The 15,674-nt window shown below is 61.0% G+C and carries 10 protein-coding genes and 2 pseudogenes; 6 read left to right on the top strand and 6 right to left on the bottom strand.

Going from position 1 to position 15,674, the window contains the following annotated elements:
* Positions 1-140: 140 nt before the first annotated feature.
* Complete coding sequence (locus tag ACXX9E_RS16110; protein WP_267795579.1) at positions 141-938, bottom strand: class I SAM-dependent methyltransferase; 798 nt, start codon at positions 936-938, stop codon at positions 141-143.
* 199 nt (positions 939-1,137) lie between these two features.
* Between ACXX9E_RS16110 and ACXX9E_RS16105 the strand changes: the two genes are divergently transcribed.
* The 3 genes and pseudogenes from ACXX9E_RS16105 to ACXX9E_RS16095 all read left to right on the top strand — a co-directional run.
* Positions 1,138-1,485 carry a hypothetical protein gene (locus tag ACXX9E_RS16105; protein WP_458555698.1) on the top strand — a complete coding sequence of 116 codons (348 nt, stop codon included), beginning with the start codon at positions 1,138-1,140 and terminating at the stop codon, positions 1,483-1,485.
* A gap of 184 nt (positions 1,486-1,669) precedes the next feature.
* Positions 1,670-1,924: pseudogene (locus ACXX9E_RS16100) on the top strand (hypothetical protein); the annotation flags it as partial.
* 172 nt (positions 1,925-2,096) lie between these two features.
* Positions 2,097-2,363: pseudogene (locus ACXX9E_RS16095) on the top strand (hypothetical protein); the annotation flags it as partial.
* Between the two features lie 159 nt (positions 2,364-2,522).
* Here ACXX9E_RS16095 and ACXX9E_RS16090 read toward each other — a convergent pair.
* The 5 genes from ACXX9E_RS16090 to ACXX9E_RS16070 all read right to left on the bottom strand — a co-directional run bounded on the left by ACXX9E_RS16090 (position 2,523) and on the right by ACXX9E_RS16070 (position 11,083).
* Positions 2,523-3,953 (bottom strand): sigma-54-dependent transcriptional regulator, encoded by a 1,431-nt coding sequence (locus tag ACXX9E_RS16090; protein WP_123467480.1) that lies wholly within the window; start codon positions 3,951-3,953, stop codon positions 2,523-2,525.
* Positions 3,922-5,415, bottom strand: coding sequence for a sensor histidine kinase (locus ACXX9E_RS16085; protein ID WP_458555697.1), 1,494 nt, complete (start codon positions 5,413-5,415; stop codon positions 3,922-3,924). Before ACXX9E_RS16085 ends, ACXX9E_RS16090 begins: the two co-directional genes overlap by 32 nt.
* A gap of 94 nt (positions 5,416-5,509) precedes the next feature.
* Positions 5,510-6,613 (bottom strand): SCO family protein, encoded by a 1,104-nt coding sequence (locus tag ACXX9E_RS16080; protein WP_458555696.1) that lies wholly within the window; start codon positions 6,611-6,613, stop codon positions 5,510-5,512.
* Positions 6,610-9,417, bottom strand: coding sequence for a multicopper oxidase domain-containing protein (locus tag ACXX9E_RS16075; RefSeq protein ID WP_186747276.1), 2,808 nt, complete (start codon positions 9,415-9,417; stop codon positions 6,610-6,612). The genes ACXX9E_RS16080 and ACXX9E_RS16075 overlap by 4 nt, the downstream gene beginning before the upstream one ends.
* A 217-nt stretch (positions 9,418-9,634) precedes the next feature.
* Positions 9,635-11,083: an ATP-binding protein gene (locus tag ACXX9E_RS16070; RefSeq protein WP_458555695.1), complete on the bottom strand. Its 1,449-nt coding sequence runs from the start codon at positions 11,081-11,083 to the stop codon at positions 9,635-9,637.
* Positions 11,084-11,500: 417 nt separating this feature from the next.
* On the opposite strand from ACXX9E_RS16070, the gene ACXX9E_RS16065 reads away from it, so the two are divergent.
* The 3 genes from ACXX9E_RS16065 (at position 11,501) to ACXX9E_RS16055 (ending at position 15,654) form a co-directional block, all read left to right on the top strand.
* Positions 11,501-12,847 carry a hypothetical protein gene (locus ACXX9E_RS16065; RefSeq protein ID WP_128616045.1) on the top strand — a complete coding sequence of 449 codons (1,347 nt, stop codon included), beginning with the start codon at positions 11,501-11,503 and terminating at the stop codon, positions 12,845-12,847.
* 35 nt (positions 12,848-12,882) lie between these two features.
* The gene (locus ACXX9E_RS16060; protein WP_186747853.1) at positions 12,883-15,117 is read left to right on the top strand and encodes a cadherin-like domain-containing protein; all 2,235 of its coding nucleotides are present in this window, start codon (positions 12,883-12,885) and stop codon (positions 15,115-15,117) included.
* 72 nt (positions 15,118-15,189) lie between these two features.
* Positions 15,190-15,654 (top strand): curlin, encoded by a 465-nt coding sequence (locus ACXX9E_RS16055; RefSeq protein ID WP_128616044.1) that lies wholly within the window; start codon positions 15,190-15,192, stop codon positions 15,652-15,654.
* Positions 15,655-15,674 lie beyond the last annotated feature (20 nt).

Raw genomic sequence — 15,674 nt, 5'->3', positions numbered from 1 at the left:
ATCTGTGGCGTCTTTAGGCCGCCATCGCTGGCAAGCCAGCTCCCACAGGGTTTTGAGTTGTACCGGTTATTTATGTACGACACAAAATCCTGTGGGAGCTGGCTTGCCAGCGATGAGGCCAGTGGCAACGACGATGAATTTCAAATCCTGGTGGCGACCAAGGTAAAACACATCGGCATCTGCGCCTCTTGATTCAAATACCGGTCATACAGCTCTTCCCGGTTCGAATGCGCGTACTCCCTGAAGTGCGCAATATTCAGCCCTGCCGCAATGGCAGCGCTGAAGATGGCGCCAAGGTTATGCACAAACCAATACGACTTCGCCGCCGGCTGCTCAACCTTGCCGACATAGACAATCGGCTCTTCCTGCACAAACGGCTCGGCACGAAAGTACGAGCTGGCGAGGCGGTACGGATCCTCAGCGTCGGGATCAACCATTTCCAGGAACGGATGGGTTTCGTAGATCACCAGTTTGCCACCCGGCTTCAGCGTTGAAGCGACATGGCGGAAAAACTCGCCGATGTCGGGCATCCAGTTGAGAACGCCGATGGTGATCAGCGCCACGTCGAAACGATTGTGCAGGGACGCTGGCAGATGATGGATATCGCTTTCGATGAACTCGGCATTGTGCGGTGAACGCTTGTTCAGCTCACGCGCCTGTTCGAGAAACGCAGCCGATTGATCGACACCGACCACGCTTCTGGCACCGAGGGCAAACAGGGAGAGACTCTCGCGGCCATTGTTGCAGCCCAGTTGAATCACATCCTTGGCGTCGACCTCCAGTAACCCGCTCAGGGTCTCATCGAGGCAGGAGAAATCCGCCTGCGCGACGTCGCTCAGCAACGCCTGCCAGTCAGGCGAATCCTGATGGTGACGGGCGGAATCGTTCCACGCCTGTCGATTGCTCTCGATGGCGGTTTTATTATTGGGCACTTCCATGGCGCACTCCGGACGAGGCTCGTGATTGAGCGGATCCGAGTCTAGATCAGCCCGGCATTTGCGGTTGTTGCAAACTTGTAAGCCAATTCCTGTAGGCGCTGCCGAACGCGGCCCGAGCCTGCGGCAGCTCCTACATTGGTTTCGTATGGGGCAGCTATAGTTAATAGCCTTGGGGAAAACCGCACTCGCAGGTGCCGCCATGCTAATGCTCGAACGGCTGTTGTTGACCGGCTGTCTGCTCGCTGCCACTCAGGCGCAAGCGCTGGACAGCAATTTCAATTATTACGGGCCGAACCAGCCCTTCGCCCACCCTGCCCCGTATTCACTGCAGGCCACGCCGCCAAGGCCTTACGAGGATACGGCGCCGCGGGATTTTGTGGTGATTCCGGGTGACCATGAATTCTACGATTCACAATTACCGACGGTGGCGGATGCGACGGTGCGGGTGTTTATCCGCACGTACGATGCCGAGCGCGGGATTTATGTGAATGACGAGGTGCTGGATCCGGGTTGTTTGCTGGAGTGTTTGAGCCGACAGCAGCATTGATCCGGGTTGCCCAAACATTTTGCACACACCAGATAACCCTGTGGGAGCGAGCTTGCTCGCGAAAGCGGTGGATCAGTCACTTTTATGCTGACTGACACACTGCATTCGCGAGCAAGCTCGCTCCCACAAGGTTTTGTGCTGGCTCGGACCTCTGCATTTTTTACCACTGCCGTTTATCCGGCCGAACCAGCCCTTCGCCCACCCTGCCCCGTATTCACTGCAGGCCACGCCGCCAAGGCCTTACGAGGATACGGCGCCGCAGGATTTTGTGGTGATTCCGGGCGACCATGAATTCTACGATTCACAATTACCGACCGTGGCGGATGCGACGGTGCGGGTGTTTATCCGCACGTACGATGCCGAGCGCGGGATTTATGTGAATGACGAGGTGCTGGATCCGGGTTGTTTGCTGGAGTGTTTGAGCCGACAGCAGCAGTGATCCGGGTTGCCCAAACATTCTGCACATACCAGATAACCCTGTGGGAGCGAGCTTGCTCGCGAAAGCGGTGGATCAGTCACGTTTATGCTGACTGACACACTGCATTCGCGAGCAAGCTCGCTCCCACAAGGTTTTGTGCTGGCTCGGACCTCTGCATTTTTTACCACTGCCGTTTGTCGGGCCGAACCAGCCCTTCGCCCACCCTGCCCCGTATTCACTGCAGGCCACGCCGCCAAGGCCTTACGAGGATACGGCGCCGCAGGATTTTGTGGTGATTCCGGGTGACCATGAATTCTACGATTCACAATTACCGACCGTGGCGGATGCGACGGTGCGGGTGTTTATCCGCACGTACGATGCAGAGCGCGGGATTTATGTGAATGACGAGGTGCTGGATCCGGGTTGTTTGCTGGAGTGTTTGAGCCGACAGCAGCATTGATCCGGGTTGCCCAAACATTCTGCACACGCCAGATAACCCTGTGGGAGCGAGCTTGCTCGCGAAAGCGGTGGATCAGTCACTTTTATGCTGACTGACACACTGCATTCGCGAGCAAGCTCGCTCCCACAAGGTTTTGTGCTGGCTCGGACATCTGCATTTTTACCACTGCCGTTTATCCGGCCGGGCGAGGCCGAGTTTTTCGATGCGGTAGCGCAGCATGTCGCGGCTCAGGCCCAGCAGGCGCGCGGACTTGGTGACATTCCAGTCGGTCTTGTCGAGCATCTTGCGCACCATGTCGCGCTCGACTTCCGGCAAGTTCATCGACTCGGTATTGCTCGCCGGACGGGATTCGTAGTGCGTCGGCACTTCGTGCAGGTGCAGCGGCGGTTCGTCGACCAGGCTCATGCACACGTTCAACTGATGCGCGGCGATGGTGTCGCTCGGCGCCAGCAGCACGGTTTGCTCAAGCATGTTGCGCAACTCACGCACGTTGCCCGGCCAGGTGTAACTGAGCAGCAGCTCTTCGGCCTGATCGCTGAAATGCAGGTTCGGCTTGCCGTAGCGTTTGCCGTGGCTGGCGAGGAAGTGCCGGGCCAGCATCAAAATGTCTTCACCTCGGGCATACAGGCGCGGCACCTTGATCGAAATGATCCGCAAGCGGAAGAACAGATCGCGACGGAATTTGCCCTGCTGGACCATTTGCTCAAGGTTGCAGTTGGTGGCGCTGATCACCCGCAGATTGACCTTGCGCTCCTTCACCGAACCAACCCGGCGAATCGTCCGGTCCTCCAGCAACTTCAACAGCTTGGCCTGCAACAGCAGATCCATTTCCCCGACTTCATCGAGAAACAGTGTGCCGCCGTCCGCGGCTTCCACTAAACCTACGCGACGATCCTTGGCGTCGGTGAACGCGCCTTTCTCGTGACCGAACAGTTCCGACTCGACCAGATTCGACGGGATCGACGCACAGTTGAACTCAATGAACGGGCCTTTGCTGCGCGGGCCGTCGAAGTGCAGCGCGCGGGCCACCAGTTCTTTGCCGGTGCCGGTTTCGCCCTCGACAAGCACCGGCGGTAGATCGGTGTTGGCCATGCGCCGCTCGGCGTCGAGCAACTGGCCGATGGTGTTCTTCAGAAACTGCATCGGCGCCGAGTCGCCGATCAGCGCCTGCACCCCGGATTTCTGCGCCTCGCGGTCCTGATAGAACGACAGCGTGCGCTCCATCCGCTCGGTGGCCAGGGCCTTGTCGAGCAGCAGTTTGAGTTCCGGCAACGCCACTGGTTTGGTGACGTAATGAAAGGCGCCCTCCTTCATCGCCACCACGGCATCTTCGACGTTGCCGTAGCCGGTCATCATGATCACTTTGAGATCCGGCGCGCTGATGCGCAGCTTCTGGATCAGGTCGTGACCACTCATGCCCGGCAGCGAGTTGTCGGTCAGCACAATGTCGGGCATGAAGGTTTCCAGTTGCCCCAGCGCGTCTTCGGCCGAATGGCAGACCGTCACCTCGAAGTCCTTGCGCTCCAGGTAGGTCTGAATATTCTCGGCCAGCAGTTCGTCATCCTCGACCAGCAGAATGCTGTGTTCCATATTCCCCTCCCGATGCCACTTTGAAGTTGAGACTGACGCGGGTTCCCTCCTGCTCGCGGCTGGTCAGCACGACCGAACCTTCGAAACGCTCCATGATGCGTTTGACCAACGCCAGGCCAACCCCGAGGCCGCCCTGTTTGGTGGTGAAAAACGGTTTGAACACCAACAGTTGCTGCTGCGCGCTCATGCCCTTGCCGGTGTCGCTCACGGTCAGGCGCACGCTGTCAGGCTGCGGCGATTCGAATTCGACGCTGAGCACACCGCCCTTGGGCATGGCTTCGAGGGCGTTGGCAAACAGGCTATTGAGGATTTGCGTGAGCAACACCTTCTGGCTGACCACCAGCGCGCAATTTTGTGGTGTGAAGCGCACTTCGACGTTGCAGCGTTTGATCAATGCTTCGAAGGCGCCAACGGTGTCTTCGACCGCCATCACCAGGTCCACCGCTTCGCCGTCGTCATTCATCGGCCGCAGCGACACCAGCAATTCGCGGACCCAGCGCGACATGCGATCGACCTGGCTGATGATGTCGCCGATATTGCGTTGCGCGCCGGGGCTGGCGATTTCCTGAGCCAGTTCGGCGCTGGAACGAATGGTCGCCAGCGGATTGCGCAGGCTGTGCGCCACCGCCGAGGACATTTCGCCGAGAGCGACAAAGGTTTCATTACTGATCAACTGTTGCTGTTGGCTCTGCAGCAGTTTCGCCGCGCGGCGGACGATCCAGAACAACGCCAGAAAGATCACCGCACCGCCGAAACACGTGGCGGCCCAGATCGAGGCAAATCCACGGTCGATGCGGTCGACCAGATCCGCCGGCTCCTTGTAGACCTCGACCATGGCAACGACTTTGCTTTTGTCGGCGTTGAACATCGGGATGTAGTTCTCGATGAACAAATACTTCGGTTCGCGCAGTAACTGCTGCTCGGGTTTCTCATCGTCGATCTTGTGATAACTGGAGGACACCGCGACTTTCATCTCGAACGACTCGTCGAGTTCGTCGTCATCCTCGAATTTGACCCCGATCAGTTCGGGATTGGTCGACCAGATCACCGTGCGATCGAGCGCATACACCGTGGCCAGGAGAATGTCGGGCAGGTTTTGGACATGGTCGAGGAACTCGGCGCGGGCGGCTGCATGGGCAACGGGATCGACATCGGGAAAGTTGTCGTCCTGGCGCGGGTCGAGCATTTCGCCCATGGTGCGCGCCGGGGTGATGCCGGCGTGGCGTATTTCCGCCGCGCCAATCGCCTGAACGAATTGTGCAGTCAGCAAGGCGTCGCGCTCGACACTTTCGGTGACGACAAAGCGCGTCGAGATGTACCCCAGCCCCACTGCCACGGAGGCGATGATGAAAAAGCTCGCGAGCGAGAACCAACGCAGCAGATTGAACTGTTCGCGCCAACTTTTGCCCATTGCCGCCGACGTGTCCGGCGCAGATGTTTTTTGTGCTTCCAGTCGCTGCATGGGAGTGCCCTGGAGGTTTTGTATCGAGCCAGTTACAGCCATCAGTGTAGGTGGCTCTGACCGCGACACACGGTTCAATGATGCTATTTCGCCGCTACCGCATCTGACTCACCGTCGCGGCTGGATCGCCCGGTTTTACTGGCGTCAAAGCACCGTCGGCTACGGCACTGCTGGACGGTTGCTGACGCTCGGTTTCGTCGCTGAGGAAGTCGATAATCGACTGCGCGGACTGTTCGTCGAGGCGCAGATTGGGCATCGGGATTCGCTCGAATTGTTCGTAGAGTTGCAAGGCAATCGGGTCTTTTTCCGCGAGCAGGCGATCCGGTTCGCGGATCCAGCGATTCAGCCACTGCGGATCACGGTGGCGGGTTACGCCGATCAGATCTGGGCCGATGCTGCGCATGCCAAGGCCCTGGCCATCCTGCGGGCCGAGGCTATGGCACGAGGCACAGCGCGTGCGGAACAGTTCTTCGCCATTGCTCGGCGGGCGAATGTCCGGGGCGTTGGCGTAACTTTCTTCGATGCTCGGCTGTTTCCAGTTTTGCAAAGTGTTGGCCAGTTGATCGGCGAGGATCCACGGATTCTCGAATGGCGAGGCTTTCATCCAGCGCCCGGTGGTCTGGTTGCCGACGATCAGGCTGAGGTTGTGATCTTTGCTGCGGCCGTTGTCGACGCCTTCGATAAACAGCCCGAGTTTTTTGCGCAGGTCGGTGACGTCTTCGAACTCGCCGGTGAGAAACCTCCAGCCGGGGCCGACTTTGAAGCGCTGCGAATAGGCCTTGAGCACTTCGGGCGTATCACTGAGCGGATCGATGCTGATCGAGTAGAAAAAGATGTCCTGGCCGACCCGATCACCGAGCAGTTTTTGCACCTGGCGCAGGCGCGCGGTTTCCAAGGGGCAGGAATCGCTGCACGAAGTGAAGATGAAGTTGATCACCACCACTTTGTCTTTGATCAGGTCATCGAAAAAATGCACCTGCCGACCGTCCTGATCGGTCAGCAAGGTGTTGGGGAAATAGTCGCCACCCCACGGGGTGGCGGATTCGCTGGGCACGGCCGCTGTGTCGACGCTGGCCTGATGCGCCAGCAACACGCGGCCACCGAGCACGCAGACCACCAGCACCAGCACCAGGTGCATGCCCAGCGCCCGGGAGCGCGGGGTATGCAGCGGTTGGCTGTCACCGTGGCGGCGGTTCATGGCTTGACCACCACTTGTGGGCCCATGCCGTCACCGTTGCGGAAGGTTGGCAGCGCGGCGGAGTTGACGTAGCGCACACCGTCCCAGCTTGGCAATGGGGTGGGCATCAGTTGCAGCTGACCGGGTTTCTCCAGGTCCCAACGCAGCAGCATCGAATTGTCCTCATGCTGAGTGTTGTGACAGTGCTCCATGTAGGTCCCGGCGAACTCGCGGAAGTTGATCGCCATCTCGACGCTGTCCAGGCCATCGGCTTCGGAACCGATCCGATAGACGTCCTTGCGCGCCCATTTTTCCCATTCTGGCGGAGCCTTGCCGCCGCGACTGAGGATGATCCCCTCCTCGAAGTGCACGTGCACCGGATGGCTCCAGCCCTTGCCGCCGGCCTTGATATTCCACACCTCGAGGGTGCCGAACCCGGTGACACCGGCATCGGTCGGGCCGCTGGACAGCTGGGTCGAGGCGTTCAGGCGCCGTGGGTCCATGTGGTAGCCAAAACCACCATCGGTCTTGACCGTCCACGGCGCTTCATCGGTGCCATCGGCGCGGCCAAAGGTGAAGGTGCGGTGACGGGCCTTGGCCAGCAGCGCCTTGTCGGCTGCGTTGTCGCGGTGAATTTTCAGCGGGATCATCACCAGCCCTTCAGCCTTGCCCGGTTTGGCCGGTTCGTAGGCCGCCGGGTTCATCGCCAGATCCTGGCCGGTGTAGGCCTTGACGTTGAGCTGCAAGACCTTGCCCACCACCGGATCGCCCTTGTCCCACTGCGGGCCTTTGCTGGTTTGCTTGATCACCGGCAGGTATTTTTCCGAGAGCACGTCGGCCAGGGGGATCACTTCTTTCGGGCCTTTGCCGTCGTCCTGCGCCTGCAGGTTGAGGAAGAACAGCTTGTCGCCAGGCTTGATACCGTTTTTCGAAAAGTTGACGATGATGTCGAAGCGCTCGGCGATGCCTTGGGTCGGCAGGATCGCGTTGTGGTTCTGTTTATCGCCGTCGGCGTCGAGGTCCATGCTGCCGTCGAACGGCACGCTGTGTTCCATGATGTTGCCGTCGTTGGCGATCATGTGGAACGGCACGCGGCTGTAGGTCACGCCCGAGTTTTTCGGCCCCTGGAACTCTCCGCCACTGCCTTTGATTTCCCGCACCAGCGCCAGTTTGAAGTAGCGCGACACCGAACCGTTGAGAATGCGGAAACGATAACTGCGTGCGCGCACATCGAGGGTCGGTTTCCACTGCCAGTTGACCAGCACCTGGTCGCCAATGAAGCCGTCGGTGTTGAACGGGTTAAACCACAACTGACCTTCCTGATCCCAGGCTTTGTCGGCGAACACCAGGTTGATGTCGTAATCACGGTTGCCCCAAGGCAAGGCGCTACCGCTGGGGAAGCGCAGGTTGACGCCGTCGTTGACCGACTCGTTGCCGCGATCCAGCGCGCTGTAGTAGTTCATCATCGCCGCGTTGCCCTTGTAGACATTCTGCGCGGTGAAATCGAGCATGTGGTCGTGGAACCAGTGGGTGCTCATGGTTTCGCGCCAGTCGCCGCGGATCTTGATGGTGCCGTTATTGCAGGTCTTCTTCGCCGGGGCCAGATCGTTGACCCATAGGGTCTCGCCCGGCGCGCACGGGAACGCCGCGCGCGGGTCTTCAGCCTTGGTGTTGATGCTGTCGTAACCGGCGAGCTGGATCGGCCAGCGATAGTCATAGAACTGCCCCGGGAAGAAGAACGCGTTGGCATAACCGTCGCTTTCTGCCGGCGCGTGACCGTTGTGCTCGTGGGTGCTGATGGTGTGCAGGCCAAAACCACGGTTGGCTGACGGGTCGATCGGCAAGCCGTTGTAGTGGCGCATCATCACCGGTTGGCCGTAGCGCACCATCAACAGTTTCGGCGGCAGTGTGCCGTCGAAGGTCCACACCGAGTTGTGGTTCTGCACGGGCATATTCGGGTGGAAGCGCGGGTCGACGCCTTTGGCGGTACCATCGGTCACCGGTAAACCGGCGACGTTGTGGTACAGACCGCCGAGGCCGAACTCGCCCATGGCGTAGCCGTGCATTTGCCGACTGTCGCGCAGGCCACCGTTGAGGCGCGCGCCGGTCTGTACGGTTTTATAGGCGACTTGCGGGTAGAACTCGTTCCAGCGTTGGTGCGACCAGCCTTTTCCAGGTGGCCGTCCTTCCGCGGAGGAGCCGATGTGGCGGTTGAGGAACACTTCGATCTGCGCCTGCCACGGGTTGCGGTCGACGACGTTGGCGAACTGGCTGGGGAATGGCGTCAGCCCCGGTTGGCGCAAAAACGCATCAAGGGCGCTGCCGGGTGGCGCGCTGCGGGCGACGTTGTTCGGATCCTGGGCCGGGGCCGGGCCAATCGCGGCCGGTGGAAACGGCAACGGCGCGGCCGGAGTGGTCGGGTCGAGTTTTTCCGGGCCGAACTCTTCGAACAGGGTCAACTGCTGGGTGAACGGCTGCGCACCATAGAGCGGGCTCGGCTTGCCGTTGGTGGGGTAGTTGAAACTGGTCTGCACGGTGGGCGGCAGCACGTTTTCCGTGCGGGTCGAGTTCCGCGTGCCTTTGACCCCGTCGGGCAAATCGAAGGAATCTTCGTTGGCCTCGGGCATGGTCAGGATGGCATTGAGTGCGGTCGGTTCGTCTGCCGGCTCGTCGTAGTACGCCGACGGGTCTGAGGTTTCTGGCTGTCGTTCGTCATCAATGGGGCTGGCGCGAACGCCGACCATGGTGCCGAGGGTCAACATCAGAAAGACGCTCAGCGGCGTCAGCAGAAAGGTGTTGCTTGGGTCACGCGTTGCTCTGTCCATCACCAGCCGCCTCATCAAGGAAGGGGTGATGGTGTTTTGCAACTAGTGCGCCAAGAAATTATTTCCAGTTGTAACAGGGACTTGGAAGGTCTGTGGGTTTCCCCACTCCCCGGTGACCGGGGCTTGACACCCATTGGTGGGGGAAGTTCATAAATTTTTATGGCGATGCACAACTGATTCAGGAGCTGCCGCAGCGCCTACAGAGGGAATGTGTGTTTCAGGGGACCAGTTGAAAGGCCAGGCGAACGGTGGTGCCCTCGCCTTCGCGGCTGTCGAGGGTAACGCCGCCGCCGAAGCGTTCCATGATGCGTTTGACCAGCACCAGGCCGACGCCCAAGCCACCCGACTTGGTGGTGAAAAACGGCCGAAATGCCATGGTCCGTTGTTCTTCGTTCATGCCTTTGCCGGTGTCGCTGAGCACCACACACACGCCGCGGTCGTCGCTCGGTTCCAGGCTGACGGTCAGCGTGCCGCCCCTGTCCATCGCCTCCAGTGCATTGGCCAGCAGGCTGTTGAGGATCTGCGTCAGTTGCACCGGTTGGCTGAGCACCATCGGCGTCTGCTGCGGATGAAACACCACTGTTACCCCGGCCCGGGCGATCTGCTGTTCGAAGGCGACGAGGCTTTCGTGCAGTGCGGCCACAAGGTTCACCGGCTCCGGGTCATCGTTGAGCGGACGCAACGACTGCAGCAGTTCACGCACCCATTTCGACATGCGGTCGACCTGGCCGATGATGTCCTTGATGTTCTTCTCGGCCGGGCCGGCATCGAACTCCAGCGCCAGTTCGGCGCTGGAACGGATGGTCGCCAGCGGGTTGCGCAGGCTATGCGCGACAGCTGAGGACATCTCGCCCAGCGCAACAAAGGTTTCATTGGCGATCAGTTGTTTTTGCTGGGCGGCGAGCAGGATCGCGGCACGCCGGACAATCCAGTACAGGCCCAGGTAAATCAGCCCGCCGCCGAGCGCGGTGGCCAGCCAGATCAGGGTCAAACCGCGCTCCATGCGCGCGATCAGGTCTTTGGGTTCCTTGTAGATCTCGACCATCGCCGTGACATTCTTGCCCTCGGCGTCGAACAGCGGAATGTAATTTTCGATAAAGATGTAATCCGGCGGGACGACGAATTTCTGCTCTTCCCGGGCCTTGTCGACGTCGTGGTAGCTGGCGGATACCGGAATCTTTTCGTTGAAGGAACGATCGAGGTCTTCGTCGGCATGAATGCTGGTGCCGATAAGCGCGGGATTGGTCGACCAGATCACTTGGCGGTCCGGCGCGTAAATGTTGGCAAGGATTACGTCCGGCAAGTGTTCGATGTGATCGAGAAATTCGCCCCGTGCCCCTGCCCGAGCCTGTGGGTCGACATCGGGGAAATCCTTGTCCTGACGCGGGTCGAGCAGTTCGCCCATGGTGCGGATGTTGGGAATCGACACGTGGCGCACTTCGGCAGACGCGATGGCCTGAATGAACTGTGCGGTGAGCAAGGCATCGCGCTGCACGCTTTCATCGATCACGAAACGCGTCGAAACCGCGCCAAGCGCGATGGCCACGGTGCCGATCACCGCCATGCTGATCAGCGAAAACCAGCGCAGCAGGTTGAACGGCTGCTTGTGCGAGCCCAACCGTAGATGGCCCTCCTCAACCGGAAGCGATTTCGACTGCATGTTCATGGCGGCGACTTCTCGATACGTCCTATAGGGTTATAGCCCACGGGTGGGGGTTTGCCCGGATGCGGGGATATCGCCCCGATACACGCCTCCCCAACCACCACAAATCCCTGTGGGAGCGAGCTTGCTCGCGAAGGCGGCAGGTCAATCGACATTTTCGTCACAGGAAGTCCGCATTCGCGAACAGGCTCGCCCCCACAGGTTCTTCATCTGACAGACGTTCAATGTCATCCCCACCGTCCCCGATTCTGGGGAATGACGCCCTTTCCCCGCTGGCAAAAAACCTGACCCTTCTGCGCGTCAAGCCCTCTATCCCGGCCCTCTCCCGCCCATCCACGACACCTTGGCATGGAAGGTGTACAGGCCCTGTGCAACTGACCCATCTCCAAGGGGCAGGTACTTTGATAGAGGGATTAACTCATGCACCCTTTACTGTCCAAAACCGCGACTGTCCTGGTCGTGAGCGCGTTGGCCCAGGGCATTGCCCAGGCCGCTTTGTTCGCTGTTGATCCGGGGCCTTACGTACCGGCCAATGGCGGTTTCGCCAGTTGGTATCAGGACACCCACGGCCGCACCCTGGACCTGTGCCTGTCCAAAGCGCTCAGTTCGCGAGTGCCCAGCACACCGGGCGCGCCTTCGTATATGTGCTCGCTGTTGCCGGCGCCCGGCATATTCGATGACGCCCAACCGCTGGCTTTCCCCAGCAACTTCCCCGACGAGGCATTCTGGTTTACCGCCGACGGCACGATTGTCGACGCCGCGCGCGGCATCAACCTTTCCTACGGCTCGGCGATCGAAGCCGCGTTCAGTGGCGGTGACCCGGCGGAAGGCGATCAGATCAGCTTCGCGCGGATCCGCATCCGGGTCGATATTCCTACAGCCGGCACCTACGTCATCACCCACCCGTATGGCGTCGAAGTGTTCAACATCGACACTCCCGGCCGCCGCGCAATCAACATGACCCGCGACATCGGCATCGGCACACCGAAAACCTACGACGGCGCGCTCAAGGGGGACGTCGGACCGTTCCTGCGCAGTCTCAACGGGCCCTACACCGAAACCAATCCGGTGACTGGCTCGGCAGAACAATTTGTCGGTGATCCGAACCTTGAAGAAGCCGTGACCGGCAGCCCGTTCAACACCAACTTCATTCGTATCGAAGGCCCCAATGGTCTGGATCTGCGGACCACGACATTCGCCGTCTCCGGCAAGTTGTCGACGGTAGTTCGACCCACACCAATGATTACCCAGCGCAGCACCTACTCGCGCAAAGCGGGGACCAGTGCACCGGTCGCCCAACAGGACGTCTTCGTCCTCGCACCACCCGCGCCCGGCACGGTCGCCGTGACCAGTTTCACCCCGGTGCTGAACATGACCGAAGCCAACTCCACCGGTGCCTGGTATGCGCAATCGTCGGCCAACCCGACCGTGCCGAGCGTCCTGCAAGTGACCGCCGACAACCACCTGGCCATCGCCAGCAGCACGCCGACCACCCTGCCCATGACCCTGACCGACCTGGTGGTGATCCAAAGCGCGCAATACAGCCTGAGCTCCGGACAACTCACCGTGGTGGCCTCGACCAGTGACGAAACCTCGCCCCCCGTACTTACCGCCACCTCCGGCAGCGGCGCCGCCATCGGTGCCCTGAGCGGCGACGGCGCGGTGAAAACCCTCGCCACCGGGATCTCGCCGATACCGCCGGCCAAAGTACGCGTGACGTCGTCCAACGGCGGCAGCGACACCGAAGAAGTGGTCATCGTGCAATGAACGCTCACATGCCCAGATCCGTATCAGGAGGCATCATGAACAAGTGGCCACGCTTTGCGCTCAACGCGCTCGGGCTCGCTCTCTCGCTGACCGGCAGTGCCTATGCGCAACTCGCCGCCGTCGACCCCGGTCCCTACACCTTCGCCACCGGGAAATTCCCGATGTGGTACCAGGACAACAATCTGCTGTCGATGGAGCTCTGTCAGTCGCGCGCCGCCAGCTCGCGGGTAGCGGTCAGCACGCCACCGGCCTACATGTGCACCCTGCTGCCGGAGCCGGGCATCTTCGACGACAGCCTGCCGATGGTGTTCCCCGACAACTGGCCGCCAGAAGCCTTCTGGTTTCTCGCCGAAACCACTATTCCGAACAACGGCGCCGGCTATGGCATGGACGCTTATGTGGCCGGGATAGAAGCCGCGTTTGCCTCGGGAAACCCGGCTGACGGCGATCAACAAAGCTTCGCGCGCATTCGTATCCGGGTGAACGTTCCCGTGGCCGGTACCTACACCATCACTCACCCGTATGGTGTGGAAACGGTCAACGTCACCACCCCCGGACGCCGCGCGATCAACATCACCAAAGACATCGGCATCGGTGCGCCGGGCGATTTCAGCGGCACACTCAACGGCGCCATCGGGCCATTCCTGCGCAGCATCAACGGCCCGTACACCGAAGTAAACCCGGACACCGGCAGCGTCGAAACCTTCGTTGGCGACCCGAACCTCACCGAAGCAGTAACCGGCAGCCCGTTCAACACCAACTTCGTGCGCATCGTCGGGCCGTCCGGCGCCGGCACCATTCAGACAGCCCTGTTCACCGTCGCCGGCAAGGTGCTCGACAGCCGTCAGCAAACCCATGTCGACATCGACCGCGCCACTTATCGCCGAACCTCGGCCGGTGTGCGTGCCGAGGTGTTCGCCAAGGCTGACAGCAGCTCGACCCTGTGCTTCCGTGAAACCGTCGCGTTGCTTCCTGGCCCACCGCCTACGCCATGCGAGACCAGCCTGACCGGTGACAATACCGGTTTGTTCTTCGGCCAGCGCCTGGGCAACGGCACCCTGCCGTCAGTCGTCGTGGTGACCGCGACCAACCCGGCCGGGACCACGCGACCAACATCGGTGTCGAGCAAGCTCACCGACGTGGTGAAAGTGCAAACAGCACGCTACAGCTGGGCCAACAAAACCTTGCTGATCGAAGCGACATCGACCGATGAAGTGGCGATCCCCGACATGGTTGCGCAAGGCTACGGACGTCTGTCGAAAACCGGCACCCTGCAACGCATCACCGTCGCCGACCTGACTCAGCCACCGGCCACCGTGACGGTTAAATCCGCCGCTGGCGGCAGTGACACCGAGCCCGTTGTCGTGGTCGGCACCGCACCGGACACCGGCGAAAACCAGGCACCGATCGCTAACGCCGACAGCGGCAGCACCAGTTTCGGCGTGCCGATCACCCTCAGCTTGTTGACCAACGACAGCGATCCCGATGGTAATAATCCGCTGAGCATTACCGCGTTGACCCAACCTGCTGCGAACCAAGGCACCGTGGCCCTCAGCGGCACCGCCGCCGTGGTCTACACCCCGCCAGCCGTGGTCAACACGCCACTGACCACGACCTTCACCTACAAGGCGCAAGACGCCAAAGGCCTGACCTCGGCCAATCCGGCCACTGTGACGATTACCGTCGCGCCCAACCGGGCACCGACCGCCGTCGCCGACAGCGTCGCCACCTTGGGTGTGGCGATCCCGATCAACGTACTGGCCAACGACACCGATCCGGAAGGCAACGTGCCGCTGGGCGTCGCCAGCCTGACCCAACCGGCCGTCGGTCGTGGCACGGTCAGCACTGACGGCAGCGTGATCACCTACACGCCACCGGCCACCGTCACCACGGCGTTCACCACAACCTTCACCTACATCGCCCGGGACAGCTTCGGCGCCCTGTCGACGCCGGCCACGGTCACGGTGCAAGTGTCGCCACGGCCAGCAGCGGAAACCTTCACCGTCACCGCGTCCACGGTGCAGGCACGCTCCGGCGGTCGCTTCAACTGGGACTTCACCGGCACCTCGTCGGTGACCACCGGCAACACCATCACCGTGCAGGTCACCACCCCGACCGGACTGGTCACTCTCGGCACCACCACCGTACCGGTGACCGGACGCTGGCGGCTGACGCTGAACAACACAACGGTGGTGCCATCGGCCAACCCGACCGCGACGATCCGCTCGTCCCAGGGCACCGTGCGCACAGTCTCGGTGACCACGCTGTAAGCCAGATCCCCAGCCACTCTCGGGTGGCTGGGGTCGATTTCGAACCGGTTAACGCCTGACAGGATGTGAGCCATGAACACGCCGACCGCCGCCCTGCTTTGCCTGCTTGTGCTGTGCAGCAGTGCGGGCGTGCGTGCCGACGACCTGATGGAAAACGATGACTTGGCCCCGACCAGCAGCGACCTCGGCGAACTGCCCCCACCGGTGGGTCAGCAAGCCCTGATCGACCAGCTCGGCCAGGCCAACGTCGCCCTGCTGCAACAGAACGGTCAGTCGCTGCTCGGGCAGATCGTGCAGTCGGGCAGCAATCAGGAAGCGTACATCCTGCAGCAGGGCAGCGACCTGATGGCGCTGATCAACCAGAACGGTTCCGGCAACGCCGCTTCGATCACCCAGAACGGCAGCCATAACCGCGCGCAGATCTCGCAAAACGGCAACAACAACGACGCCAGCATCGAGCAGGCCGGCGCGGGGCTGCAAAGCGCCGTGACCCAGTCGGGCAACGGCATGAGCGTTTCGGTCAAACAATACCGCTAAGCACTGCAAATCATCGGAGA

It is taken from the genome of Pseudomonas sp. GNP014, assembly GCF_054344005.1.
Note: the sequence above shows the minus strand (reverse complement) of the source record. Positions and strands in the feature narration are given on the sequence as shown.